Genomic DNA, 25,803 nt, shown 5'->3' with positions numbered 1-25,803 from the left:
CCAGGTGGCCGCCCCTCGGCGTGTACGGGGACTACCCGAGCGCCTTGCCCGGCAGTTCCACCTTCGCGCCCAGTTCCACGAGCTTCTCCATGCTGTGCTTGCCCGGGGGACGACCCCCGGACCCCCAGCCGGGCGGGCGTGGCCGCAGGGCCGGGACTAGCCCAGTGCCTTGCCCGGCAGTTCCACCTTCGCGCCCAGTTCCACGAGCTTCTCCATGAAGTTCTCGTAGCCGCGGTTGATCAGGCCGATGCCGTGGACCCGGGACGTGCCCTGGGCCGCGAGGGCCGCGATGAGGTACGAGAAGCCGCCGCGGAGGTCCGGGATGACCAGGTCGGCGCCCTGCAGCTTGGTGGGACCGGAGACGACCGCGGAGTGCAGGAAGTTGCGCTGGCCGAAGCGGCAGTCGGAGCCGCCCAGGCACTCGCGGTAGAGCTGGATGTGCGCGCCCATCTGGTTCAGCGCGGACGTGAAGCCGAGACGGGACTCGTAGACCGTCTCGTGGATGATGGACAGGCCCGTGGCCTGCGTCAGGGCCACCACCAGGGGCTGCTGCCAGTCGGTCTGGAAACCGGGGTGGACGTCCGTCTCCAGCGCGATGGACTTCAGCTGCCCGCCGGGGTGCCAGAAGCGGATGCCCTCGTCGTCGATCTCGAAGGCACCGCCCACCTTCCGGTAGGTGTTCAGGAACGTCATCATCGAGCGCTGCTGCGCCCCGCGGACGTAGATGTTGCCCTCGGTCGCCAGCGCCGCCGACGCCCAGGACGCGGCCTCCAGCCGGTCCGGCAGGGCGCGGTGGTTGTAGCCGCCGAGCTGGTCCACACCGGTGATGCGGATCGTCCGGTCGGTGTCCATCGCGATGATCGCGCCCATCTTCTGCAGCACGCAGATGAGGTCCTCGATCTCCGGCTCGACGGCCGCGTTGGACAGCTCCGTGACGCCCTCGGCGAGGACGGCCGTCAGCAGCACCTGCTCGGTCGCGCCGACGGACGGGTACGGCAGCCGGATCTTCGTGCCGCGCAGCCGCCGCGGCGCCTCCAGGTACTGGCCGTCCGCCCGCTTCTCGATCTTCGCGCCGAACTGCCGCAGCACCTCGAAGTGGAAGTCGATGGGCCGGCCGCCGATGTCACAGCCGCCGAGACCGGGGATGAACGCGTGGCCGAGGCGGTGCAGCAGCGGTCCGCAGAACAGGATCGGGATACGGCTGGAACCCGCGTGGGCGTCGATGTCGGCGACGTTCGCGCTCTCCACGCGCGTCGGGTCCATCACCAGTTCGCCGGGCTCGTCACCCGGACGGACCGTCACACCGTGCAGCTGCAGCAGACCCCGTACGACCCGAACGTCGCGGATGTCCGGAACATTGCGCAGCCGGCTCGGAGCGCTGCCCAGCAGCGCCGCCACCATGGCCTTCGGTACGAGGTTCTTCGCACCGCGGACACGGATCTCGCCCTCCAGCGGGGTTCCGCCGTGGACAAGCAGGACATCGTCGTTGACGGTCATGAATCTCGCGTTCCGTGGAGTCGGGCAGGGGCCAGGAGGGAAAGGGTAATCGCCCTCCACCCCCCTTCTGTAAGCCTGAGTCAGACCCAGCCACGTCATAGCTCTGTCACAACACGAACCGTTCCGTGCCGGGCACATGGGGTCACGGTCACACCCGTGCGCGTGGGACGCATCGGTGCGCCCCTGAGCTGCGCGCACTCCGGTCGCCCGCATTGCTCCCCACGGAAAGGGAAGATGCGGGATCATGTCTGGCATGACCGAGGTGTCCTCGCTCACAGGGCGGTTGCTCGTGGCCACGCCCGCCCTGGCGGACCCCAACTTCGACCGTGCGGTGGTGCTGCTCCTCGACCACGACGAGGAGGGCTCCCTCGGTGTCGTCCTCAACCGGCCCACCCCGGTGGACGTGGGCGACATCCTGGAGGGCTGGGGGGATCTCGCCGTCGAGCCCGGTGTGGTCTTCCAGGGCGGCCCGGTGTCGCTGGACTCGGCCCTCGGGGTCGCCGTCGTCCCCGGCGGCGGGTCCGGGGAGGCGGCGCCGCTGGGCTGGCGCCGGGTGTACGGCGCGATCGGCCTGGTCGACCTGGAGGCCCCGCCGGAGCTGCTGGCCTCGGCCCTCGGCTCCCTGCGGATCTTCGCCGGGTACGCCGGCTGGGGCCCGGGCCAGCTGGAGGACGAGCTGGTGGACGGGGCGTGGTACGTCGTCGAGTCGGAGCCCGGCGACGTGTCGTCCCCGTCCCCGGAGCGGCTCTGGCGCGAGGTTCTGCGCCGCCAGCGCAACGAGCTGGCGATGGTGGCGACGTACCCCGACGACCCTTCGCTCAACTGATGTCTGTGAGCTTCAGTACCCTTGGGCCTATGAGCACTCTCGAGCCCGAGCGCGGGACTGGTACGGGGACCCTCGTAGAGCCGACGCCGCAGACCTCCCACGGTGACGGTGACCACGAGCGCTTCGCCCACTACGTCCAGAAGGACAAGATCATGGCGAGCGCCCTCGACGGCACCCCCGTCGTGGCGCTGTGCGGCAAGGTCTGGGTGCCGGGCCGCGACCCGAAGAAGTACCCCGTGTGCCCCATGTGCAAGGAGATCTACGAGTCCATGGGCTCCGGCGGCGACGACAAGGGCAAGGGCGACAAGTAGGCCCGGTCCGCGTGGCGTAAAGCCTCCAGGGTGCTTTTGCGCGCCCTGGAGGCTTTTGTGCTGTCCGGGCGTTGCACGGGGTGCGTCAGCCGGTCACAGAGTGGTTGAGACCTCTTGTGGGCATGTTCATGCAGTCCCTAGCCTCCGGCGTGTTGTGCATGGCGAAACCTTCATTGCGCAAGTTGCAACACTTGCGCGGCCAGGCCCGAGCTGTACGGCCTGGTTGTCGGCGGCGCCTACACCTACGGCGCGATGCCGTTCGTGTGGGCCAACGGCGGTGAACTCGCGAGCGGCAAGGGCGGCTCGTACGCCTCCGGCATCGACAGCCCGCAGGCCCGCAAGGGCATCAAGGCGTACACGTCCCTGTTCAGCGACGACAACTGCCCGGCCGCCAAGTGCGCGGGCATGGGCGGCAACGACACGATCTCCGCGTTCGCCGCGGGCAAGGCCGGCATGGCCATCGGCGGCGACTTCAGCCACACCGCCGTCGAGGCCGGGAAGTCAAGGGCAAGTACGCCGTCGTCCCGCTGCCGGGGGTGAAGCCCGGCTCGATCGCGCCCGCCTTCGCCGGCGGCAACAACATCGGCGTCCTGAAGAGCACCTCGCACCGGACGCTCGCCGTCGACCTGATGCAGCGGCTGGTCCCCTCTACTGGATGGTGCTCAGCGCCTTCAAACCGGCCGGGGAGATCGAGTCGAGCGAGCCCAGGCCATGGACGCTCGCGCCCTCCCTGGATTCCTTCCGACGCGTCTTCGGGCAACAGGAATTCGGCCGTTACTTCCTCAACAGCCTCATCGTCGCGGGCAGTGTCGTGATCGCCTCCGCGCTGATCGCGTTTCTCGCCGCGACGGCCGTGACACGATTCCGCTTCCGCATGCGGACCACCCTGTTGATCATGTTTCTGGTGGCCCAGATGGTGCCCGTGGAAGCCCTCACGATCCCCTGTTCTTCCTCATGCGGGACGCCGGTCAGCTGAACACGCTGGGTTCGCTGATCCTGCCCCACATCGCCTTCTCGCTGCCCTTCGCGATCTGGATGCTGCGGGGGTTCGTGAAAGCCGTTCCGGAGGCGCTGGAGGAGGCCGCGTACATCGACGGGGCGAGCCGGGCGCGATTCCTGTGGCAGATCCTTTTCCCCCTCGTCCTTCCGGGTCTCGTGGCCACCAGCGTGTTCTCCTTCATCTCCGCCTGGAACGACTTCCTGCTCGCCAAGTCGTTCATCATCAGCGACACCTCGCAGTCGACGCTGCCGATGGCCCTGCTGGTCTTCTACAAGCCCGACGACCCGGACTGGGGCGGCGTCATGGCCGCTTCCACGGTGATGACGATTCCGGTCCTGGTCTTCTTCGTACTCGTACAGCGGCGCCTGGTCTCCGGACTGGGCGGAGCGGTGAAGGACTGATGTGACTCCTCCTGACGTGACTCCTCCTGATGTGACTCCTCCTGTGACGGGCCTGATTCCGGCGCCCCTGCGCATCGAGACCGGGAACGGGCCGGGGTTCGTGCTCGACGCGGACACCGGCGTGGAGGCGGGCCCCGGTGCCGAGCGGGCCGCGCGGTGGCTGCGGACAACCGTCGGTGCGGCGACCGGACTGCCGCTGGACCCGCGCACCGGCGGCGCGGACGAGGGTGTCCGCCTGCGCGTCCGGCCGGACCTGGGCGGGCCCGAGGCGTACCGGCTGACGGTCGGCGCCGGCGGGGCCCTCATCGAAGGGGCGAGCGCCAGCGGCCTGTTCTGGGGCGCCCAGACCTTCCGTCAGCTCCTGGGCCCCGAGGCCTTCCGCCGGGCGCCGGTGTCCGGGAAACGGGCGTGGGACGTACCCGCCGTCACCGTCGAGGACGCGCCCCGATTCCGCTGGCGCGGCCTGATGCTCGACGTCGCCCGGCACTTCATGCCCAAGGAAGGCGTGCTGCGTTACCTCGACCTGATGGCGGCGCACAAACTCAACGTCTTCCACTTCCACCTGACGGACGACCAGGGCTGGCGCATCGAGATCGAGCGGCACCCGCGACTGACCGAGATCGGCTCATGGCGCGCCCGTACGAAAACCGGCCACCGCGCCTCCCCCTTGTGGGACGAGAAGCCGCACGGCGGCTACTACACCCAGGACGACATCCGCGAGATCGTCGCCTACGCGGCCGAGCGGCATATCACCGTCGTCCCCGAAATCGACGTACCCGGACACTCGCAGGCCGCCATCGCCGCATACCCGGAACTCGGCAACACCGACGTCATCGACACCTCCGCGCTCTCCGTCTGGGACACCTGGGGAATCAGCCCGAACGTACTCGCCCCCACTGACAACACCCTGCGCTTCTACGAGGGGGTCCTCGAGGAAGTGCTGGAGCTGTTCCCCTCGGAGTTCGTCCACATCGGCGGCGACGAATGCCCCAAGGAGCAGTGGCGGCGGTCGGAGACGGCCCAGGCGCGCATCGGGGAACTCGGGCTCGCGGACGAGGACGAGCTCCAGTCCTGGTTCGTCCGGCACTTCGACACCTGGCTCACCGCGCGCGGGCGCCGGCTCATCGGCTGGGACGAAATCCTGGAGGGCGGCCTGGCCGAGGGCGCGGCCGTGTCCTCCTGGCGCGGCTAAGCCGGGGGCATCGCCGCCGCCCGGGCCGGTCACGACGTCGTCATGTGCCCCGAGCAGCAGGTGTACCTGGACCACCGTCAGGCCCCGGGCCCCGAGGAGCCGGTACCGATCGGGTGGGTGCGCACCCTGGAGGACGTCTACCGGTTCGAGCCCGTTCCCCCGGAGTTGACGCCCGAGGAGGCCCGGCACGTGCTGGGCACCCAGGCCAACCTGTGGACCGAGGTGATGGAGGACCCCGCGCGCGTGGACTACCAGGCGTTCCCCCGGCTCGCCGCCTTCGCCGAGGTCGCCTGGAGCGCCCTGCCCGCCCCGGCGGACCGGGACTTCGCCGGTTTCGAGCGCCGTATGGCCGCCCACTACCGGCGGCTCGACGCCCTGGGCGTCGCTTACCGGCCACCCGCCGGCCCGCTGCCCTGGCAGCGGCGACCCGGGGTGCCGGGCCGCCCGATCGACGGCCCGCCTCCGCGGCGGTAGCACCCGGCCGTTGCGACCGAACAGCTCGAACAGGCCACGGAAAAAGCGCACAAGGGTCACCGAAAGTGCCAATCGGCACGCACTGGCGAAGCCGTGCGAAAACGGACCATCTCGCCGGTGAGGTGGGCGAATGCCTCCTAGCGGACCCGTGTCTTCGGCTCTCGCCAAGATGTGCCAGAGTTGCCACGTCCGCCCTGTCAGCACGTACCGTACGGCAGCACAGGTGGGACCAGGTGGGGCAGCGGGAAGGGGCAGCCGGTTTGACCACGCACGCACCGCAGGCGGCGCAGGCCGTCACGCTGCCCACGACGCTGGACGAGGCCGTCGCGGCTCTCACCGCCGTGCCCGCCGCCGTGCCCGTCGCGGGCGGCACCGACCTGATGGCCGCCGTCAACTCCGGGCAGCTCAGGCCCGCCGCGCTGGTGGGACTCGGCCGGATCAGCGAGATCCGCGGCTGGCAGTACCAGGACGGCCACGCGCTGCTCGGCGCCGGCCTCACGCACGCGCGCATGGGCCGCCCCGACTTCGCGGCCCTGATCCCGGCGCTCGCCGCCGCCGCGCGCGCCGCCGGGCCGCCGCACATCCGCAACGCGGGCACCCTGGGCGGCAACATCGCCTCGGCCGCCCCCACCGGCGACGCGCTGCCGGTCCTGGCCGCCCTGGAGGCCACCCTGATCATCGCGGGCCCGGGCGGCGCCCGCCGGGAGATCCCGGTGTCGCACCTGCTCGCCGGGATGGACATGCTGCGCGCGGGGGAACTCATCGGCTACGTGCGCGTGCCGCTGCTGCACGCCCCGCAGGTCTTCCTGAAGGCGACCGGCCGCACCGGCCCGGGCCGCGCGGTCGCCTCCGTGGCGCTGGTCCTGGACCCCGCGCGCCGGGGCGTGCGCTGCGCGGTGGGCGCCATAGCGCCGATGCCGCTGCGGCCCCTGGAGGCCGAGCAGTGGGTCGGCCAACTCATCGACTGGGACAACAACCGCGCGCTCGTCCCCGAGGCCCTGAGCGCCTTCGGGGAGTACGTCGCCGCGGCCTGCATCCCCGACGCGGCCCCGGGCGAGGACGGCTCCGTACCGCAGCTCCCGCCCGCCGTACTGCACCTGCGGCGCACCGTCGCCGCGCTGGCCCGACGAGCACTGGGGAGGGCGCTGTCGTGACCGACGACCAGCACGGAGAGGGCACGCCCCGGGGCGGGAGCCGCTGGGACCCGCTGCCCCAGGGCGAGTACGACGACGGCGCCACCGCCTTCGTCGAACTGCCCGAGGGGGGCGTCGACGCCCTGCTGGCCGCCGACAGCCCCCTCGCCGCGCCCGGCCACGGCTACGTACCGCCGCAGATAACGGTCAATCCCGCGACGACGGCCGGCACCGACCCCGCCGCCACCGGCGCGTGGCCGGCGCCCGGCGCGCCCGTCGACGGCGCCCAGTGGCACGACCCGCACGACCCGCACGCGGTGCACCAGCAGGGGCAGGACGTGGGGGAGCAGCCCTACGGCTCTGACGCGGCCTACGGCTCCGGCGCGCCCTACGGTTCCGGCGCGCCGTACGGCTCCGGTACGCCGTACGGCACCGACGCGGGGGCGCGGCCGCACGGCGGGGACGACCGCTTCACGTACCACCCCGGCGCCACCGGGCAGTGGAACTTCGAGGAGGCCGCGGGGGCCGAGGCCGCGCCCGGCCATGACGTGACCGGGCAGTGGTCCATCCCCGTCGCCGGGGGAGACCTTCCGGACGAGTCGGGCGAGTTCACCACGTCCGCGCTGGTCGAGCAGTGGGGCGGTACCCCACCGGCCACGCTCCCGGGCGGCGCGCCCGCCCCGTGGGCCACCCAGGCGGCCGGGCAGCCGTGGGGTCAGCCCGCTCCGCAGGAGCCCGCCGCGCAGGACCCGTCCGGCACGGGTTACCCGCACGGCGCCGAGCAGGGCCAGGGGTACGACCAGGAGCAGGGGTACGGGCACGACCAGGACCATGGGTACGGTGCGGGCGTTCCCGGGCCGGCCTCCGGATACGCCGCCCCGGAGCAGCCGCCTGCCGCGCCCCTGCACCAGGAGACGGAGGCGACGCACGGCGGCCACCTGCCGCCCGAGTCGGACCCGACCCACGGCGGCCACCTGCCCGAGGCGGGCCCGGGCGAGCCCGTGCCCGGGCAGCCGACCGCTGGTCAGGCGCAGGGGGAGCCCACGGAAGCCGGTCACGCGGGCGAACCGTCGGCGGCCGGCCACGCGCCGGAGCCGTCCGGCTTCGCCGACCCCTCCCACTTCACCGGCCACGATCCGGAACAGGCGGGCGTACACACCCCGGAGGACTACTCCGGCTCCGACACGCACGCCCCCGAGCACCCCGGCCCCGACGCGCACGCCCCCGAGCAGCCCGCACCCGCCGGTCACGCCCCCGAGCAGCCGTACGCCGAGCACCCCGGGGAGTTCCCCGAGGAGCCCGCGCTCGCGCCCTCACCGGAGGCGGACGCGGTGGAGGTGGCGGACGCGGCGGAGCCGGAAGGCGTCGAACCCGCCCAGGGCGCCCAGGAGGCCTCACAAGCCGCTCCCGGACCCGGTGAGCCCGCCGAGGGCGCCGCAGGCGCCACGGAGGGCGCTGACGCCCCCGCCGAGCCGCCCGCCCAGTCGTCGGCCGAGTCGTCCGCCGAGCCCCTCCCGGCCATGGCGGACGCGGAGGCCGGACCGGAGAGCGCCGACGCCCCGGGCGCCGACGGCGAGACGCCCGGCGACCCGGCGCCGGAGGACCCCCCGGCCTCGCACGACCCGGCGGACACCCCGGACGACCCGTCCGCCGCCCCCCAGGACGCATCGCCCACGGCCCCGCAGGAGGAGCACCCCCTCGCCTCCTACGTCCTGCGCGTCAACGGCACCGACCGCCCCGTCACCGACGCGTGGATCGGCGAGTCGCTGCTGTACGTGCTGCGTGAGCGGCTCGGGCTCGCCGGTGCCAAGGACGGCTGCTCGCAGGGCGAGTGCGGGGCGTGCAACGTCCAGGTCGACGGGCGGCTCGTCGCCTCCTGCCTGGTCCCGGCCGTGACCGCCGCCGGCAGCGAGGTCCGTACCGTGGAAGGCCTGGCCGAGGACGGGCAGCCCTCGGACGTGCAGCGGGCGCTCGCGCGCTGCGGCGCCGTGCAGTGCGGCTTCTGCGTCCCGGGCATGGCGATGACCGTGCACGACCTGCTGGAGGGCAACCCGGCCCCCACGGAGCTGGAGACCCGCCAGGCGCTGTGCGGCAACCTGTGCCGCTGCTCCGGCTACCGGGGCGTGGTGGACGCCGTCAAGGAGGTCGTCGCCGAGCGCGAGGCACACGCCGCGCCCGCCGACGGCGACGCCGACGAGGCCCGCATCCCGCACCAGGCGGGCCCGGGCGCCGGCGGCGTACACCCGTCGGCCTTCGGCGCGCCCCCCGAACGGCACCCGCAGGAACCGCACGGGCAGGAACTGCACGCGCAGGACCCGCACGCGCGGGACCCGCACTCCCCGGACCCGCATGACCAGCCCTACGGCCAGGACGGAGGCCAGGCGTGAGCAACGAAGCAGCCACCGCGCAGGCCGCACAGGCCGCGGAGGCCGCCCCCGAACCACTGCCGCACGGCCTCGGCGCCTCCCTCCCGGCCGCCGACGCCCGCGCCAAGACGGAGGGCACCTTCCCGTACGCCGCCGACCTGTGGGCCGAGGGCCTGCTGTGGGCGGCCGTGCTGCGCTCACCGCACCCGCACGCGCGCATCGTGTCCATCGACACCACCCACGCGCGCGAGATGCCCGGCGTCCGCGCCGTCGTCACCCACGAGGACGTCCCCGGCAGCCCGCTGCACGGCCGCGGCAAGGCCGACCGCCCGGTCTTCGCCTCCGAGGTCGTGCGCCACCACGGCGAGCCCATCGCCGCCGTCGCCGCCGACCACCCGGACACCGCGCGCATGGCGGCGGCCGCCGTCATCGTCGAGTACGAGGTGCTCGACCCGGTGACCGACCCCGAGCAGGCCTTCGAGGCGGAGCCGCTGCACCCCGACGGCAACCTGATCCGGCACATCCCGCTGCGCCACGGCGACCCGGAGGCGGCCGGCGAGATCGTCGTCGAGGGCCTGTACCGCATCGGCCGCCAGGACCCCGCGCCCATCGGCGCCGAGGCGGGCCTGGCCGTACCGCGCCCGGACGGCGGCGTGGAGCTGTACCTCGCCTCCACCGACCCGCACGCCGACCGCGACACGGCCGCCGCCGCGTTCGGCCTGGAACCCGAGCGCGTGAAGGTCGTCGTCACCGGCGTCCCCGGGGCCACGGCCGACCGCGAGGACCAGGGCTTCCAGCTGCCGCTCGGCCTGCTGGCGCTGCGCACCGGCTGCCCGGTGAAGCTCACCGCCACGCGCGAGGAGTCCTTCCTCGGCCACGCCCACCGCCACCCCACCCTGCTGCGCTACCGGCACCACGCCGACGGCGAGGGCAGACTCGTCAAGGTCGAGGCGCAGATCCTGCTCGACGCGGGCGCCTACGCCGACACATCCGCCGACGCCCTGGCCGCCGCCGTCGCCTTCGCCTGCGGCCCGTACGTCGTCCCGAACGCCTTCATCGAGGGTTGGGCCGTCCGCACCAACAACCCCCCGTCCGGCCATGTGCGCGGCGAGGGTGCCATGCAGGTCTGCGCCGCCTACGAGGCGCAGATGGACAAGATCGCCAAGAAGCTCGGCCTCGACCCGGCCGAGGTGCGGCTGCGCAACGCCATGGCGACCGGCGACGTGCTGCCGACCGGCCAGACCGTGACCTGCCCGGCCCCGGTCGCGGAACTGCTCCAGGCCGTCCGGGACTTCCCCCTGCCGCCCCTTCCGAAGGACACCCCCGAGGACGAGTGGCTGCTGCCCGGCGGTCCCGAGGGCGCGGGCGAACCGGGCGCGGTGCGCCGGGGCGTGGGCTACGGCGTGGGCATGGTGCACATGCTCGGCGCGGAGGGCGCGGACGAGGTGTCCACGGCGACCGTGAAGGTCCATGACGGCGTCGCGACGGTGCTGTGCGCGGCCGTCGAGACCGGCCAGGGCTTCACGACGCTGGCCCGGCAGATCGTCCAGGAGACCCTCGGCATCGACGAGGTGCACGTGGCGCCCGTCGACACCGATCAGCCCCCCGCGGGCGCGGGCTGCCGCGGCCGGCACACGTGGGTGTCGGGCGGTGCGGTGGAGCGCGCGGCCAAGATGGTCCGGACGCAGCTCCTCCAGCCGCTCGCGCACAAGTTCGGCATGTCCACGGAGCTGCTCCAGATCACCGACGGCAAGATCACCTCGTACGACGGGGTCCTCTCGACGACCGTCAGCGAGGCGATGGACGGCAAGGAACTGTGGGCCACCGCCCAGTGCCGCCCGCACCCCACCGAGCCGCTGAACGAGGCCGGCCAGGGCGACGCCTTCGTGGGCATGGCCTTCTGCGCGATCCGCGCGGTGGTGGACGTCGACATCGAGCTCGGTTCCGTGCGGGTCGTGGAACTGGCCGTCGCCCAGGACGTGGGCCGGGTCCTGAACCCGGCCCAGCTGGCCGCCCGGATCGAGGGGGGCGTGACCCAGGGCCTGGGCATCGCGCTCACGGAGAACCTCCGCACGCCGCGCGGCCTGATCCGCCACCCGGACCTCACCGGATACGCCCTCCCGACCGCCCTCGACGCGCCCGACATCCGCATCGTCCGGCTGGTCGAGGAACGGGACGTGGTCGCGCCGTTCGGGGCCAAGGCGGTCAGCGCCGTACCGGTCGTGACGTCCCCGGCGGCCATCGCGTCCGCCGTGCGGGCCGCGACGGGCCGCCCCGTGAACCGGCTGCCGATCCGCCCGCAGGCCGCGGTGGTCACGGACCGCTCCTGATGCGCCTCGCGGGCGGGGTCGTGCTGGTCACCGGCGTCATGGCGGCCGGCAAGTCCACGGTCGCGCAGGCGCTGGCCGAGACGCTGCCGAGGGCCGCGCACGTCCGCGGCGACGCGTTCCGGCGCATGATCGTCACGGGCCGGGAGGAGTACACCCCCGGCGCGGACGGCGAGGCGCGGGCCCAACTCCTCCTGCGCTACCGGCTGTCGGCGGCGACGGCCGACGCGTACGCCGAGGCCGGTTTCACGGCGGTCGTCCAGGACGTGGTGCTCGGCGAGGACTTGAGGGCGTACACCGGCCTGGTGCGCACCCGTCCGCTGTACGTGGTCGTCCTCGCGCCGCGCCCCGAGGCGGTCGCCGCGCGGGAGGCGGCGCGGCCGAAGACGGGATACGGCGGCGGCTGGACGGTCGGGGCGCTGGACGAGGAACTGCGCGCGCGGACGCCGCGGATCGGGCTGTGGCTCGACACCTCGGAGCTGACGGTGGAGCAGACGGTCGAGGAGATTCTGGCGGGAAGGGAACGCGCCAGGGTCGTCTGAGCGTCATGAGAGACGGGCGCGTTGTGGTCGCTGGGCACGTGTCGCTGTTCCGGGGCGTTGTCAGTGGTGGGGCGTAGTGTTCTGGGCAGTGGGGGACGGCTGCCGGGCCTGGCCGGGCGGTCTGCCGTGCTCCGCCAGGGGATGGTGAGCAAGCACATGCGGGGGAGCCCATGAGTACGACCGACGCCGGTGCCGCGGTGATCACCCTGACCGAGTCCGAACTGGACCCGTGGGTGACACACGCGTCGACGCGGCACTGGCTGACCGGGCCCGGCCTGCCGTCCGACAGCGGCGTGCTGAGCTTCGACGGGCTGCGCCGGGACGGCCTGCGCACGCTGGCGGACTCGACGGGCGAGGCGGACGGCCGGCTGTCGGCCGAGCTGCGCGAGCAGCTGGTGATAGGCGGACTCCTGGGCCCGGCGGGCCTGGAGACGGAATCGGTCCTGCTGGACGGCGCGACGGGCGAGGTCTCGACGACGCACCTCCTGCACGACCGGCCCGACCTCATGGACCGCCGCCCCCTGGCCCCCTCCCTGCGGACGCTGGTCCGCTTCGCGGAGGCGACGGACGAACTCGCGGGGCTGCGCGGCCAGTTCGCCTCCTACGCCGGCCGCTACGGCCCGAAGGCGGTGGCGGAGGCGTCCCAGCACCTCCTGGCGGTCTTCCGGGACGGCGCGGACGGCGAACCGGCCCCGTTCTGGAAGATGGCGGCGCTGATCCGCCCCCTGTCCCTGGTCGCGGGCCGCGGCGGCGCCTCCGGCCTCTCCCTGGACCTCCCGCACCGCCTGCTGGACCAGGAGTTCGGCCCCGGCAAGGTGGCGCGCTTCGAGGACGTCGACTTCCCGGCCACGCTCACGCACGAGCCGACCCGCCGCTTCCTGCGCGAGGTGGGCCTCCCGGAGGACGCCCACGTCTTCTCCCTGGACACGGACGTCCCGCTGGCCACCCTGACCGAGTACCACGCCGACGCGGACACCCCGGCGCGCCTCCCCGCCGGGGCCGACCGCCTGATACGCCTCGGCCATCTGGTGGAGGACAACAGCCTGGTCGTCGACGGCGCGACGGGCGCGGTCCTGAACTGGAGCGAGCCCGAGGCGACGCTGTACCCCCTGAACACGGACGTGTCGACGCTCGCCTTCACCCTCTGGCTCCTGCACCGCGAGCGGGCGATCGACGAGCAGTCGGCCCACGAGCTGACGACCGACACCTACGACCAGCTGGCCATGACGATGCTCCAGGTCCTGTCGGCGGTCGACCCGACGGGTGTCACGGCGGGCGGCTCGGGCCGCCACTACTGGACGGACGCGTTCCAGGACGAGGCGGGCGGGGTGCTGTGAGACACCCCGGGCCCCGGCCCCCGGGTCACGTCGGTTCCACCCGCTCGAGCCGGGTCCATCCCGCCCAGCCGCGCTGTTCGAGCAGCTCGATGAGCCGACGGGCGGAGGACACGGTGTCGAACGCCAGCGTGTCCATCAGCGCCGCGAGCGCCGGTTCGACGCCGGCAACGCCGACGTACTCCTCACCCCGCTCCTCGGCCAGCCTGGTGATGTAGGCGGCCACCCGGTCGGCCAGTTCGACCAGCCGCGGGTCGTCGTCGCCCCGGTCGAGAGCCTCGCCCAGGGTCAGATAGAAGTCGACGAACTCGGGGTCGGCGAGCTGCTCCTGCTTGCGCGCGATCCACTCCCCGACGCGCTCGGGGAAGCGCGCGGCGAGCGGGATCCACCCGTCGCGTTCGGCCCGGACGATCCGCTCGTCGACCCCGAGCGCCCGCAGCCGCTCCAGGAACCCGACCACCTCCGGGGGCAGCGCCAGACCGTCCCCCGAGGTGAGGCGGGCGATCCGCGCGCGGTGCCGCTGCCGCTCGCGGATCTCCGCCGCCAGCCGTCTGTCGATGTCCGCGACCGCCGCGGCGAACTCCTCCTCACCGGCCCGGAGCAACTCCCGCACCCGCGCCAGCGGGACCCCGGCCTCCGCGAGCGTCCGGATCCTGATCAGCTCGACGATGGCATCGGCGCCGTACCGCCGGTAGCCGGAGTGGTCCCGCTCGGGCTCCGGCAGCAGCCCCTTGGCGTGGTAGTGCCGCACCGCGCGCACGGTCACTCCGGCGTACGAGGCCAGCTCGCCGATGGTCAGCATGGGGCCAGTCTCCCGCAGCCGCTTCAGGAGACCGGCCCGCCGTCCGGACGGTGTCCGTCGCGGATGATCCCGGCGATGTCCGGGGCGTGGGTGAAGACCAGCCGGTGATCGGCCTCGAGCCAGGAGGCGGCGATGTCCGGCCGCGCGCGGACGAGCCGCTCGACACCGGCGCGCCAGAGCCGGTTGTGCCGCGGGGCCCGGCCCGCGCCGCTGCCGCCGGCGATCGCCCTGGACATGATCATGTGCACGGGCTGCTCGATCTTCGCGTACTGGTCGAGGATCCGGGCCCGCACCACGTCCATCTCCAGCCCCAGAGCGAGGATGTCCTCGGCGCTGAGCGACACCTGGCGCCCGCTGTTCCGCTGCCGCTCGGCCTCGTCCCGTGCCATCGCGCGGAACTCCGCCAGGTCGGCGTCGGTGAGGAACGGCTCGGGCAACGGGTTCGCGCCGTCGATGAGCACCAGCCCCGCGACGGCGTCGGGACACGCGGCCGCGTGGTGCACGGCCAGGTCGGCGCCGAGCGAATACCCCACGAGCAGGGGCGCCGACGGCAACCGGACCGCCGCCAGCACGGCGGCGAGGTCGCCCAGGAACGCGTCGAAGGAGTACCGCCCGGCGGCCGAGGAGAAGCCGTGCCCCCGGAGATCGAAGGTCACCACGTCGTGGTCCCGCCGCAACAGCCCGATGAGCTCGGACAGATCGGCCTGCGTGCAGTTCAGCCCCGGGCACAGCACCAGAGGCCGCCCCCGGCCCGCGCGGGACACCGCGATGGTGACACCGTCGTGCCGCACGGTGAGCCGGGTCGGGGCGTTGTCGCTTCGCACAGTCATGCCGACATGCTCAGAGGCTGCCCCTGCGTCAGGGTCAAGCGCGGGAACGGCCCGATCGAGCCCCCGTTGCGCCCGGCACGCGCCCTCCCCTCCTCCTGGGCGCCTCCCTCATGCTCACCACCATGGGGGACACAGGAGAGTCGACCATCATCCCGTTACCCGACCCCGACGGACACCGCCAGCGGCCGCCCGACGCGCCGCAGCCGTGGGAGAAGACCGACCGCGCCCAGGCGGCACTGGAAGGCGCCACCGGGCCGGAGCCACCCGCCCCGCCCGTCTGCCCCAACTGCGGACTCGTGGGTGACCGGTGTGTCACCTACTACGGCTGGCACGTCCTCCTCGAACCGGACCTGCCCGTGCCCGCGCACATGGTGCCCGCGTGGCACCGCTGGTACGTGGACGCCAACGGCACGGCCTGGAACAGCCGCGAGGACGAGCCCGCGCCCGGCGCGGTGTGCCGCGTACCGCACCGGATCGCCTGCCCCGGACTGAGACTGGAGGAGATCGGCCTCTGGCGATGGCTGGACGCGGTACGCGCGGAGAACGCCCGCCGGGCCCAGCGCCAGTCCGTCCGGGACGCCGCCCCGGGAGCGCTCCCGAACGCCGGCTGACGACGCCTTCACCGCCGTAGCGGGGCGACCCCTGGCAGGCGTGTGTGGAGGCCATGGCGGGATTCGAACCCGCGTAACTCCCCGCGAGCGGAGCTCGCTGATGGATGCAGCGCAGGCGAGCCCCTCAACCACTCCGGCACACGGCCTGGTCGAACTCGACGCAGTGACCGTACGGCGCCGTGGAAGTGGGGCTCACGGGCATCCGGTCGGCTGCAACGCGACTGCCATACGCCGTTCATGGAACGGGCTGTCGAAAGAAGGGCGTACGACCAAGGTCGCAGGAAGGGTCCCGTCTCGCGACAGGGGTCGAAGTGGTGCGCGGACCTTACGCTGGCGGGCATGACCGTCCCGAAGCCGCGTGACACCGATGCCGTGGAAGCCGTGGATGCCGCCGCACCGTCCTCGCTCTCCGAGGGGGACGAGGGCGTGCTGGGGCGGGCGTACCGGGCGTTGAGCGTGGGGATCGTCTCCGTCGTGCTGCTCATCGCCTTCGAGGCGACCGCCGTCGGTACGGCGATGCCCGTCGCGGCGCGGGAGTTGGACGGGGTGTCGCTGTACGCCTTCGCGTTCTCCGGGTACTTCACGACCAGCCTGTTCGGGATGGTGCTCGCGGGGCAGTGGTCGGACCGGCGCGGTCCGCTCGGGCCGTTGTCGACGGGCATCGCCTCCTTCGGGGCCGGGCTGCTGCTGTCGGGGACGGCCGGGGCGATGTGGGTGTTCATCCTGGGACGGGCCGTGCAGGGGCTCGGCGGCGGACTGGTGATCGTCGCGCTGTACGTCGTCGTCGGGCGGGCCTATCCGGAGCGGTTGCGGCCGGCCATCATGGCCGCGTTCGCCGCGAGCTGGATCCTGCCGTCGATCGTCGGCCCCCTCGCCGCCGGCACGGTGACCGAGCGGCTCGGCTGGCGGTGGGTGTTCCTGGGGATACCCGTCCTGGTCGTGTTTCCGCTCGCGCTCGCCCTGCCGCAGATTCGGCGCCGGGCCGCGGGGCCGGTGGGGGAGCAGGCCGACGCCGGCGCGAAGGCCTCCCTCGACCGCCGCCGCATCCGCCTCGCCCTGGCCATCTCCCTCGGCGCCGGCCTGCTCCAGTACGCCGCCCAGGACCTGCGCCCGCTCTCCCTCCTGCCCGGGGCGGTGGGCATCGCCTTGCTCGTCCCGGCCGTGCTCGGGCTGCTCCCGCGCGGCACCTACCGGGCCGCCCGCGGGCTGCCGTCGGTCGTGCTGCTGCGCGGCGTCGCCGCGGGGTCGTTCGTCGCCGCGGAGTCGTTCGTGCCGCTGATGCTGGTCACCCAGCGCGGGCTCAGTCCGACGCTGGCCGGGTTCTCCCTCGCGGCGGGCGGCGGGACGTGGGCGCTGGGCTCGTGGGCGCAGTCGCGGTCGCGGCTCGAACCGTACCGGGAGCGGCTGACGACCGTCGGGATGCTGCTGGTGGCGGCGGCCGTCGCCACGGCACCGAGTGTGCTGATCGACGCCGTGCCGGTGTGGACCCTCGCCGTCGCCTGGGCCTTCGGCTGCTTCGGCATGGGGCTCGTCATCTCCGCAACGAGCGTGCTCCTGCTGAAGCTCTCCGCCCCCGAGGAGGCCGGCACCAACTCGGCCGCCCTCCAGATCTCCGACGGCCTCTCCAACGTCCTCCTCCTCTCCGCGGGTGGCGCGGCCTTCGCCGCCCTGGGCGGCGGCACCGTCACCCACACCACCGCCCACGCCTCCGGCTCCCACCCGGCCGCCTTCACCGCGGTGTTCCTGCCGATGGCGGCGGTCGCGCTGGTGGGGGCCTGGGTGACCACCCGGCTGCGGGAGCGGTGAGGAGCCCTTCCGGGCTGTGACGTGGATCCCACCCTGGCGTGACCCGGCCTTGTCCGCGCATGGGCAGCGCCGGGGCGCCGGTAGGGTGGCCCGGTTGTCATACGTAGCCGAGCCGTCAGGCTCCCCCGAGCGAGCCGCCCGACCCCCAACGGAGACCGTGACTACCACCGCCGGCACCAGCACCGCCTCGCACCACCTCTCCCCGGCGTTCCCCGGCCGTGCCCCCTGGGGTACCGCCAGCAAGCTGCGCGCCTGGCAGCAGGGCGCGATGGAGAAGTACATCCAGGAGCAGCCGCGGGACTTCCTGGCGGTCGCCACCCCCGGCGCCGGCAAGACGACCTTCGCCCTGACGCTGGCGTCCTGGCTGCTGCACCACCACGTCGTGCAGCAGGTGACCGTCGTCGCCCCCACCGAGCACCTGAAGAAGCAGTGGGCGGAGGCCGCGGCCCGGATAGGCATCAAGCTCGACCCGGAGTACAGCGCCGGGCCGCTCGGCCGCGAGTACCACGGCGTCGCCGTGACGTACGCGGGCGTCGGTGTCCGGCCCATGCTGCACCGCAACCGCGTGGAGCAGCGCAAGACCCTCGTCATCCTCGACGAGATCCACCACGCCGGTGACAGCAAGTCCTGGGGCGAGGCCTGCCTGGAGGCCTTCGAGCCCGCGACGCGGCGGCTGGCGCTGACCGGTACGCCCTTCCGGTCCGACACCAACCCCATCCCCTTCGTGACGTACGAGGAGGGCAACGACGGGATCCGGCGGTCCGCCGCCGACTACACCTACGGCTACGGCAACGCCCTCGCCGACAACGTCGTCCGGCCCGTCATCTTCCTCTCCTACAGCGGCAACATGCGCTGGCGCACCAAGGCCGGTGACGAGGTCGCCGCCCGGCTCGGCGAGCCCATGACGAAGGACGCCATCAGCCAGGCATGGAGGACCGCGCTCGATCCGCGCGGCGAGTGGATGCCGGCCGTGCTGCGGGCGGCGGACCAGCGGCTGACCGAGGTGCGCAAGGCCATCCCGGACGCGGGCGCGCTCGTCATCGCCTCCGACCAGGACTCGGCCCGCGCCTACGCCAAGCTCATCCGGGAGATCACCGGCAGCAAGGCGACCCTCGTGCTGTCCGACGACTCCGGCGCCTCCGAGCGGATCGACGAGTTCAGCAACAACACCGACCGGTGGATGGTCGCCGTGCGGATGGTGTCCGAGGGCGTCGACGTGCCGCGCCTCGCGGTCGGCGTGTACGCCACCACCATCTCCACACCCCTGTTCTTCGCGCAGGCCGTCGGCCGTTTCGTGCGGTCCCGGCGGCGCGGCGAGACCGCCTCCGTGTTCCTGCCGACCGTGCCCGACCTGCTCTCCTTCGCCAACGAGATGGAGCGCGAGCGCGACCACGTCCTCGACAAGCCCAAGAAGGAGGGTGAGGAGGACCCCTACGCCGAGTCCGAGAAGGAGATGGACGAGGCGAACAAGGAGCAGGACGAGGACACCGGCGAGCAGGACATGCTGCCCTTCGAGGCGCTGGAGTCCGACGCGGTCTTCGACCGGGTCATGTACAACGGCGCCGAGTTCGGCATGCAGGCCCACCCGGGCAGCGAGGAGGAGCAGGACTACCTCGGCATCCCGGGGCTGCTCGAGCCCGACCAGGTCCAGCTGCTGCTGCAGAAGCGGCAGGCCCGGCAGATCGCGCACAGCCGCAAGAAGCCGGACGAGGAGGCCGACCTGCTCGAACTGCCCGCCGAGCGGCGGCCGGTGGTCTCCCACAAGGAGATGATGGAGCTGCGCCGGCAGCTCAACACGATGGTCGGCGCGTACGTCCACCAGAGCGGCAAGCCGCACGGGGTGATCCACACGGAGCTGCGGCGCGTGTGCGGGGGGCCTCCGGCGGCCGAGGCGACGGCGGGGCAGCTGCGGCAGCGGATCGCCAAGGTGCAGGAGTGGGCCACGCGGATGAAGTGACCTGCCCTCTGGTCTCGCCTGCGGTTGTCCGTGGTTGCTCGCGCAGTTCCCGCGCCCTTAGGGGGCGCGTGTATACCGCCTCAAATCGGAGCACTGCACCCGTTCCCTGCCCGGATTCTGGACGGAGCCTTCCGCTCAGCGAACCCCCTTCGCTACTGTCCCGCTACGCACACGCCCCGTGGCAGCGCCGCCGCGGAGCGCAGCCGTGAAGCGACGCGGTCCGGACAGTCCGGGCCGCCGGCCGATCGGCGGCCTCTGGAACGCGTTGCCGACGGGACTCGGTGACGCATCCGCCGACCGGGGGGGCCGCCGACCTCACCACTAAGGAGTGGGCGTCGTGACCGCGGAGACCTCCCAGACGCTCGACAGGGGACTGCGGGTCCTCAAGCTGCTCGCCGACACGGACCACGGGCTGACCGTGACCGAGCTCTCCCTTCGGCTGGGCGTGAACCGGACCGTGGTGTACCGGTTGCTCGCCACGCTGGAACAGCACGCGCTCATACGCCGTGACCTGGGCGGACGTGCCCGCGTCGGCCTTGGTGTGCTGCGTCTGGGACGGCAGGTCCACCCGCTGGTGCGGGAGGCCGCGATGCCGGCGCTGCGGTCACTGGCCGAGGACATCGGGGCCACGGCGCATCTGACCCTGGTGGACGGGGCGGACGCGCTCGCCGTGGCCGTCGTCGAGCCGACCTGGACGGACTACCACGTCGCCTACCGGGCCGGATTCCGGCACCCCCTGGACCGCGGCGCCGCCGGCAAGGCGATCCTCGCCGCCCGGCAGCACCCGGTGGCGGAACCCGGCTACATCCTGACGCACGGCGAGCTGGAGGCCGGGGCGTGCGGGGCCGCGGCACCGCTGCTGGGCGTCACGGGCGTCGAGGGCAGCGTCGGCGTGGTGATGCTGGCCGACGTGGTGCCGGAGCGGGTCGGCCGGCGGGTCGTCGAAGCGGCCCGGGAGGTCGCGGACGCACTGCGCTGACGACGGCGGTGTCTCGGGCCGGGCTCCGGTGACCTGGGGCCGGCCGTATCTCGCCCCCGCGTTAGATTGATCCCGTGTTCTCTCGCCTCACGCGCCCCCAGGCCATCGCCGTCTGCGCCCTGCCCGTCGTGGCCCTGCTCGCCACGGCGGTGTTCGCGCCGCTGCCGTTCTCGGTGGCGCAGCCGGGCGAGACGGCGAACGTGCTCGGCGAGCACAAGGGCGAGCCGGTGATCACCATCTCGGGGGCGCCGGCCCGGGAGACCCGCGGACAGCTGCGGATGACGACCATCGTGGCGACCTCCCCGGACACCCGCGTCTCGCTCTCCGACGTCCTCGACGGCTGGTTCCGCACCGACGAGGCCGTCATGCCGCGCGACGCCCTCTACCCGAGCGGGGACAGCGTCAAGGAGATCGAGCGGCACAACGAGAAGCAGATGAAGGAGTCCCAGGACGCGGCGACGCAGGCCGCGCTGGGCTACCTCGGCCTCGACGCCAAGGATGTCAAGGTCAGCCTGAAACTCGCCGACGTGGGCGGGCCCAGCGCGGGGCTGCTGTTCTCCCTGGGGATCGTCGACAAGCTCGACGGCGACGGCACCGGCGGGGATCTCACGGGCGGCCGTGTCATCGCCGGTACGGGCACGATCGAAGCGGACGGCACGGTCGGTGCGGTGGGCGGGGTCTCCCTCAAGACGCAGGCCGCGAAGCGCGACGGTGCGACGGTGTTCCTGGTGCCGAAGGCGGAGTGCGCGGACGCGCGGGCGGAGCTGCCGGAGGGCCTGCGGCTCATCCCGGTGACCACGCTGAAGAGCACGGTGAGTTCCCTGGTCGCCCTGGAGACGGGCAAGGGGTCCGTGCCCAGCTGTTAGGGCCGTTCTGATGGATCTCCGCGGCGTCGCGACGCCGCGGAGATCCATCAGAGGGCCTAGTGGGCGGGGAGGGGCCGGGGCCGGGTGGCGAGCTTCAGCCCGACCTCGATGAGGGTCCAGCCGAGGCGCGTACGGAGTGCGGGCCGGCGCGCCGGGCGGGGGCCGGCCTCGGCACGGAGTTCCGCGGCGCGGGCGTGGTGCAGGGTGAGGTGGATGTCAGGGTGCATCTTGATCCGTCCTGATGGGGAAGGCGTGGGTGTGGAGGCGGACTTGCTCGGCGCCCGGGGTGTCCTCGGTCGCGCGGTCGCTGTAGGTGTCGATCAGCGCGTGCATCTTTTCGATGAGCTCCCGCGTCAGTTCGGGCGTGAGGCTCAGCGTCCAACTGCTCATGTCCCAGACGCGCCGCCACTCCTCGGGCCATGAGTCGCGGTTGCCCAGCCAGGTCGACAGGTCCCGCGTCTGCGTGGTGGCGACCTCGTGCACATAGAGATCCGCCGCCCCGCGTACGGCCGGGTCCGAGTCCGTGAGCAGGGCGTCGTCGAACTGGAGCCCGCGCTGGGCCGCCTTCCACCACCGCTCGCGTCCCTTGCCCCGTTCGGGGGCGTCCTCGACGAAGCCGTATTCCGCGAGTTGGCGCAGATGGTAGCTGGTGGCACCGCTGGACTCGCCCAGCTTCGCCGCCAGTTGGGAGGCGGTGGCCGGCCCGCCGAAGCGCAGGGCGTCCAGCAACTGCATCCGCAGGGGGTGCGCGAGTCCGCGCAGGGACCGGGCGTCGAGCTGCCGTACGTGTGGGTTCTGCGATTCGGTCACGATGCAAAGGTATCCTTGCAAAGAAACCCTTGCAAGGGTTTCTTTGCAACTCGTCCTACCCCTCCCTGACCAGCCCCTCCTCCACCATCCAGTCCAACGCCACCTGATGCGGATCCTCCCCGTCCACATCCACCTTCGCGTTCAGCTCCTGCGCGACGGCGTTGTTCAGTCGTGCCGTCACCGGGTCCAGGACGTCCGCGATCGCCGGCCACTCCTTCAGCGTCCTCGCGTTGATCATCGGCGCGGCGTTGTAGTGGGGGAAGAACTTCCGGTCGTCGTCCATCACGACCAGGTCCATCGACTTGATGCGCCCGTCCGTCGTGAACACCTCGCCGTACGGGCAACTGCCCTTCGCCGTCTGCGTGTAGATGATCCCCGTGTCCATCTGCGTGACGTTCCGCGCCGGCAGGTCCATCCCGTACCGCTTCTGCATGCCCGGCAGCCCGTCCGCCCGGTTCGCGAACTCGACCTCCACGCACAGCCGCACGGCACCGGGGTCGGACTTCGCCAGCTCCGCCACGTCCGACATGGTCTTCGTGCCGTACTTCTTCGCGTTCCGCCGGTTCATCGCCAGCGCGTAGGTGTTGTCGAGGGACGACGGCCGCAGCCAGGCCAGCCCGTTCGCGGCGTCCTCCTTCTTCACCGCCTCCCACTGCCGGCGCGGATCGGCGATCGGCTCGCTGTGCCCCAGGTACGTGATCCAGGCCGTGCCCGTGTACTCGTACCCGGCGTCCGCGTCGCCCTTCCGTACCGCCTCCCGGCTGCCGACGGAGCCCTGGATGCCCGTGCGGTCGAGCACCTCCGCCCCGGCCGCCTCCAGGGCGATGCCCATGACCGCGCCGAGGATCAGGCCCTCGGTGAACGACTTCGACGTCACCGTCAGACGCGCGCCCTTGAGCGGCTCGCCCCGCCCGACCGACCCGGGCCGGACGTCGTCGACCATGGGGGAGCCGCTGGTCAGGCCGCACCCGGAGGCCGCCAGCAGCAGCCCGAGCGCGGCGAGGCCCGCCCACCCCCTCATGCCCGCAACCCCCGGGGCCGCAGCAGCAGTTCCGCCAGCGAGGCCAGCCAGTCCACCAGCAGCGCCAGCACCACCGTGAGGACCGAGCCCAGCACCAGCACCGGCATCCGCTGGTTGGTGATCCCGGTCGTGATCAGCACGCCCAGCCCGCCGCCCCCGCCGAAGACCGCCAGGGTCGCCGTACCGACGTTGAGGACCAGGGCCGTGCGCACGCCCGCCAGGATCAGCGGGACCGCCAGCGGCAGCTCCACCCGGGTCAGCACGCCTGTGGGGGACATGCCGATGCCCCGCGCCGCCTCCAGCAGGGCCGGGTCGTTCGCCTTCAGGCCGGTGATCGTGTTCGACAGCACCGGCAGGACGGCGTAGGCGATCATGCCGATCAGGGCGGCCCGGCGGCCGATGCCCAGCCAGATCACCAGGAGCGCCAGCAGGCCGATCGCGGGGGTCGCCTGGCCCATGTTGGCGAAGGCCATCGCCACCGGAGTGGCCCTGCTGAACGCCCTCCGGGTCAGCAGGACGCCCAGCGGGACCGCGATGACCAGCACGAAGAACGTGGAGATCGCGGTGAGTTGGATGTGCTGCCACAGCGCCTTGGACACCTGCCCGCCGGACAACGCGTTCCGCGTCAGCGCGTCCAGGTCGGCCTGCTGGAACCAGAGCCAGGTGGCGAGCAGCACGGCGATCAGGCCCACGGGCAGGAACGTCAGCTTCCGCCAGCCGACGCGGGCCGGCCGGGGGCGTCGCCCGGGCCGCCGCCGGGGCGCCTCGCCGAGCGGCCCGGCGGCTTCCCCGGCCTCCGTGGCCGTCACCGCCGCCCTCCGGGGCCCACGCCCGTCACACCCCCGGCCCCCTCCTGCTCCGCGTGGGTCTGCGCGGCCCGCAGTTCCTCCAGTTCGTGCTGGTGCTCCCGCGCGTCGAGCCGGTCGGCCTCCAGCATGTCGTGCACGGAGTTCAGGAGCGTCTCCATGTCGACGACGCCCGTGTACTCGCCGCGCCGCCCGGTCACCGCCACGCGTCCGGCGTTGTCGGTGAGCACCGCCTCCAGCGCGTCGCGCAGGGTCGCGTCCCGGGTGACCGTGTCGTGCACCAGGGTCCCGGCCCGGGCCAGCGAGCCGCGCGCCCGCATCAGGTCGCCGCGCCGCAGCCACTTGTAGGGGCGGCCGCGCCGGTCGAGCAGCAGGATCTCGTTGGTGCCGCCGGCCCGCAGCCGGTTGAAGATCTGCTGGAGCGGGTCGTCGACCGTGACGGTCGGGTAGTCGGTGATCTCCACGTCCCGTACGCGGGTCAGGTTCAGCCGCTTCAGCGCCGCCCCGGCGCCCACGAACCCGGAGACGAAGTCGTCCGCCGGGTTGGTCAGGATCGCCTCGGGGGTGTCGAACTGGGCGATGTGCGAGCGCTCGCGCAGCACGGCGATGCGGTCGCCGAGCTTGATCGCCTCGTCGAAGTCGTGGGTGACGAAGACGATCGTCTTGCGCAGCTCGTGCTGCAGCCGGATCAGCTCGTCCTGGAGGTGGTCCCGGGTGATCGGGTCGACGGCCCCGAACGGCTCGTCCATCAGCAGCACCGGCGGATCGGCCGCCAGCGCCCGGGCCACGCCCACCCGCTGCTGCTGGCCGCCGGAGAGCTGGCGCGGGTAGCGGCCGTGGAACTCGCCGGGGTCGAGGCCGACGAGGTCGAGCAGCTCCTCGGTCCGCTCCCTGACCCGGGCCTTCGGCCAGCCGATCATCCTCGGGACCAGACCGATGTTCTGCGCGACCGTCATGTGCGGGAAGAGCCCGGCGGACTGGATCGCGTAGCCGACCTTGCGGCGCAGCCCGACCGGGTCGATGTCGGTGACGTCCTCGCCGCCCATGCGGATCCGGCCGCCGGTCGGCTCGATCAGCCGGTTGATCATCCTGAGCGTGGTCGACTTCCCGCAACCCGAGGGCCCGACGAGGACGACGACCTCGCCCGCCCTGATCTCCATGCTCACGTTGTCCACGGCCGGCTGCGCGCCGCCGGGGAACCGCTTGGTCAGGTTCTCCAGCTCGATGGAGGCGCCGTGGCCGTCGGTCTCAGGCACGGATCCCCCTGGGGATGGTCAGCCGCCCGATCAGGACGTACGCGGCGTCGAACAGCAGCGCCAGGACGATGATGCCGAGCGTGCCCGCGAGGACCTGGTTGAGCGCGTTGGCGCTGCCCAGCGAGGCCAGTCCGCGGAAGATGACGTTGCCGAGTCCCGGGCCGGAGGCGTAGGCGGCGATGGCGGCGATGCCCATCAGCATCTGCGTCGCGACCCGGATCCCGGTCAGGATCGGCGGCCAGGCCAGCGGCAGCTCGACCCGCAGCAGCCGGGCCGGGCGGGACATCCCGATGCCCGTGGCCGCGTCCACCAGCGCCGGGTCGACGCCGCGCAGCCCGACGATCGCGTTGCGCACCACCGGCAGCAGCCCGTACAGGGTCAGCGCGATCACCGTGGGCGCCACGCCGAGCCCCACGACCGGGACGAGCAGGCCGATCAGGGCGAGCGCCGGCACGGTCAGGACGGTGGCGGTGGCCGTCGTCGCGAGGTTCCCGGCCCACTCGCTGCGGTAGGTGGCGACCCCGATCAGCACCCCGAGCAGGGCCGCCACGACCATGCACTGGAAGACGGCGCTCGCGTGCTGGTAGGCGTCCGCGAGCAGCTGCTCGTGCCGGCCCGCCAGGTACTCCCAGAAGCTCACACGCGCTCACCCCACG

At 72.9% G+C, this 25,803-nt stretch carries 21 protein-coding genes, 1 tRNA gene and 3 pseudogenes; 15 read left to right on the top strand and 10 right to left on the bottom strand.

Going from position 1 to position 25,803, the window contains the following annotated elements; genetic code table 11:
• Positions 1 to 156 precede the first annotated feature (156 nt).
• Positions 157 to 1,497, bottom strand: coding sequence for a UDP-N-acetylglucosamine 1-carboxyvinyltransferase (murA, locus tag C1703_RS15040; protein WP_094052211.1), 1,341 nt, complete (start codon positions 1,495 to 1,497; stop codon positions 157 to 159).
• Positions 1,498 to 1,750: 253 nt separating this feature from the next.
• Between murA and C1703_RS15035 the strand changes: the two genes are divergently transcribed.
• The 10 genes and pseudogenes from C1703_RS15035 (at position 1,751) to C1703_RS14990 (ending at position 13,406) form a co-directional block, all read left to right on the top strand.
• Positions 1,751 to 2,323, top strand: a complete 573-nt coding sequence (locus C1703_RS15035) for a YqgE/AlgH family protein (RefSeq protein WP_198678176.1) — start codon at positions 1,751 to 1,753, stop codon at positions 2,321 to 2,323.
• 29 nt (positions 2,324 to 2,352) lie between these two features.
• Positions 2,353 to 2,634 carry a DUF3039 domain-containing protein gene (locus C1703_RS15030; RefSeq protein WP_031113140.1) on the top strand — a complete coding sequence of 94 codons (282 nt, stop codon included), beginning with the start codon at positions 2,353 to 2,355 and terminating at the stop codon, positions 2,632 to 2,634.
• A gap of 195 nt (positions 2,635 to 2,829) precedes the next feature.
• Positions 2,830 to 3,275, top strand: a pseudogene (locus C1703_RS15025) (extracellular solute-binding protein); the annotation flags it as partial.
• 2 nt (positions 3,276 to 3,277) lie between these two features.
• Positions 3,278 to 4,035: pseudogene (locus C1703_RS15020) on the top strand (carbohydrate ABC transporter permease); the annotation flags it as partial.
• A 43-nt stretch (positions 4,036 to 4,078) separates the two neighbouring features.
• Positions 4,079 to 5,701 (top strand): annotated as a pseudogene (locus C1703_RS15015) (beta-N-acetylhexosaminidase).
• A gap of 260 nt (positions 5,702 to 5,961) precedes the next feature.
• On the top strand, positions 5,962 to 6,855 hold the full coding sequence (locus C1703_RS15010) for an FAD binding domain-containing protein (protein ID WP_114253145.1): 894 nt from the start codon (positions 5,962 to 5,964) through the stop codon (positions 6,853 to 6,855).
• Positions 6,852 to 9,221 (top strand): (2Fe-2S)-binding protein, encoded by a 2,370-nt coding sequence (locus tag C1703_RS15005; RefSeq protein ID WP_114253143.1) that lies wholly within the window; start codon positions 6,852 to 6,854, stop codon positions 9,219 to 9,221. The genes C1703_RS15010 and C1703_RS15005 overlap by 4 nt, the downstream gene beginning before the upstream one ends.
• Complete coding sequence (locus C1703_RS15000; RefSeq protein ID WP_114253141.1) at positions 9,218 to 11,530, top strand: molybdopterin cofactor-binding domain-containing protein; 2,313 nt, start codon at positions 9,218 to 9,220, stop codon at positions 11,528 to 11,530. Before C1703_RS15005 ends, C1703_RS15000 begins: the two co-directional genes overlap by 4 nt.
• Positions 11,530 to 12,069 (top strand): AAA family ATPase, encoded by a 540-nt coding sequence (locus C1703_RS14995; protein WP_114253139.1) that lies wholly within the window; start codon positions 11,530 to 11,532, stop codon positions 12,067 to 12,069. Before C1703_RS15000 ends, C1703_RS14995 begins: the two co-directional genes overlap by 1 nt.
• A gap of 170 nt (positions 12,070 to 12,239) precedes the next feature.
• Entirely contained in the window at positions 12,240 to 13,406 is a 1,167-nt protein-coding gene (locus C1703_RS14990) for an SUKH-4 family immunity protein (protein ID WP_114253136.1), read from the top strand.
• Between the two features lie 25 nt (positions 13,407 to 13,431).
• Here C1703_RS14990 and C1703_RS14985 read toward each other — a convergent pair whose 3' ends face one another.
• On the bottom strand, positions 13,432 to 14,205 hold the full coding sequence (locus C1703_RS14985; protein WP_114253134.1) for a MerR family transcriptional regulator: 774 nt from the start codon (positions 14,203 to 14,205) through the stop codon (positions 13,432 to 13,434).
• A 23-nt stretch (positions 14,206 to 14,228) separates the two neighbouring features.
• Complete coding sequence (locus C1703_RS14980; protein ID WP_114253132.1) at positions 14,229 to 15,035, bottom strand: alpha/beta hydrolase; 807 nt, start codon at positions 15,033 to 15,035, stop codon at positions 14,229 to 14,231.
• Positions 15,036 to 15,157: 122 nt separating this feature from the next.
• On the opposite strand from C1703_RS14980, the gene C1703_RS14975 reads away from it, so the two are divergent.
• Positions 15,158 to 15,646: a DUF6083 domain-containing protein gene (locus tag C1703_RS14975; RefSeq protein ID WP_114257422.1), complete on the top strand. Its 489-nt coding sequence runs from the start codon at positions 15,158 to 15,160 to the stop codon at positions 15,644 to 15,646.
• A 45-nt stretch (positions 15,647 to 15,691) separates the two neighbouring features.
• On the opposite strand, the gene C1703_RS14970 is transcribed toward C1703_RS14975, so the two are convergent.
• Positions 15,692 to 15,792 (bottom strand) — tRNA-OTHER (locus C1703_RS14970).
• Between the two features lie 193 nt (positions 15,793 to 15,985).
• On the opposite strand from C1703_RS14970, the gene C1703_RS14965 reads away from it, so the two are divergent.
• From C1703_RS14965 to C1703_RS14950, 4 genes are all read left to right on the top strand, one after another.
• Entirely contained in the window at positions 15,986 to 17,452 is a 1,467-nt protein-coding gene (locus C1703_RS14965; protein ID WP_114253130.1) for an MFS transporter, read from the top strand.
• A gap of 157 nt (positions 17,453 to 17,609) precedes the next feature.
• The gene (locus C1703_RS14960; RefSeq protein WP_114253128.1) at positions 17,610 to 19,409 is read left to right on the top strand and encodes a DEAD/DEAH box helicase; all 1,800 of its coding nucleotides are present in this window, start codon (positions 17,610 to 17,612) and stop codon (positions 19,407 to 19,409) included.
• Between the two features lie 337 nt (positions 19,410 to 19,746).
• On the top strand, positions 19,747 to 20,388 hold the full coding sequence (locus tag C1703_RS14955; protein WP_114253126.1) for a helix-turn-helix domain-containing protein: 642 nt from the start codon (positions 19,747 to 19,749) through the stop codon (positions 20,386 to 20,388).
• Between the two features lie 74 nt (positions 20,389 to 20,462).
• Positions 20,463 to 21,254, top strand: coding sequence for a S16 family serine protease (locus C1703_RS14950; RefSeq protein ID WP_114253125.1), 792 nt, complete (start codon positions 20,463 to 20,465; stop codon positions 21,252 to 21,254).
• Between the two features lie 56 nt (positions 21,255 to 21,310).
• Here the strand turns inward: C1703_RS14950 and C1703_RS39275 are convergent, their stop codons facing one another.
• The 6 genes from C1703_RS39275 to C1703_RS14925 are packed head-to-tail and all read right to left on the bottom strand — an operon-like array spanning position 21,311 to position 25,787.
• The gene (locus C1703_RS39275) at positions 21,311 to 21,481 is read right to left on the bottom strand and encodes a hypothetical protein (protein ID WP_198678175.1); all 171 of its coding nucleotides are present in this window, start codon (positions 21,479 to 21,481) and stop codon (positions 21,311 to 21,313) included.
• The gene (locus tag C1703_RS14945) at positions 21,471 to 22,064 is read right to left on the bottom strand and encodes a helix-turn-helix domain-containing protein (protein ID WP_114253123.1); all 594 of its coding nucleotides are present in this window, start codon (positions 22,062 to 22,064) and stop codon (positions 21,471 to 21,473) included. Before C1703_RS14945 ends, C1703_RS39275 begins: the two co-directional genes overlap by 11 nt.
• Positions 22,065 to 22,119: 55 nt before the next feature.
• Positions 22,120 to 23,085 (bottom strand): glycine betaine ABC transporter substrate-binding protein, encoded by a 966-nt coding sequence (locus C1703_RS14940; RefSeq protein WP_114253121.1) that lies wholly within the window; start codon positions 23,083 to 23,085, stop codon positions 22,120 to 22,122.
• Positions 23,082 to 23,894 (bottom strand): ABC transporter permease, encoded by an 813-nt coding sequence (locus C1703_RS14935; RefSeq protein ID WP_114253119.1) that lies wholly within the window; start codon positions 23,892 to 23,894, stop codon positions 23,082 to 23,084. The genes C1703_RS14940 and C1703_RS14935 overlap by 4 nt, the downstream gene beginning before the upstream one ends.
• The gene (locus C1703_RS14930; protein ID WP_114253117.1) at positions 23,891 to 25,147 is read right to left on the bottom strand and encodes a betaine/proline/choline family ABC transporter ATP-binding protein; all 1,257 of its coding nucleotides are present in this window, start codon (positions 25,145 to 25,147) and stop codon (positions 23,891 to 23,893) included. Before C1703_RS14930 ends, C1703_RS14935 begins: the two co-directional genes overlap by 4 nt.
• Complete coding sequence (locus C1703_RS14925) at positions 25,140 to 25,787, bottom strand: ABC transporter permease (RefSeq protein ID WP_114253115.1); 648 nt, start codon at positions 25,785 to 25,787, stop codon at positions 25,140 to 25,142. The genes C1703_RS14930 and C1703_RS14925 overlap by 8 nt, the downstream gene beginning before the upstream one ends.
• Between the last annotated feature and the right edge of the window lie 16 nt (positions 25,788 to 25,803).

Source organism: Streptomyces sp. Go-475, assembly GCF_003330845.1.
Lineage (GTDB): Bacteria > Actinomycetota > Actinomycetes > Streptomycetales > Streptomycetaceae > Streptomyces.
The sequence above is the reverse complement of the archived record's forward strand: the minus strand, read 5'-3'. Positions and strand labels throughout refer to the sequence as shown.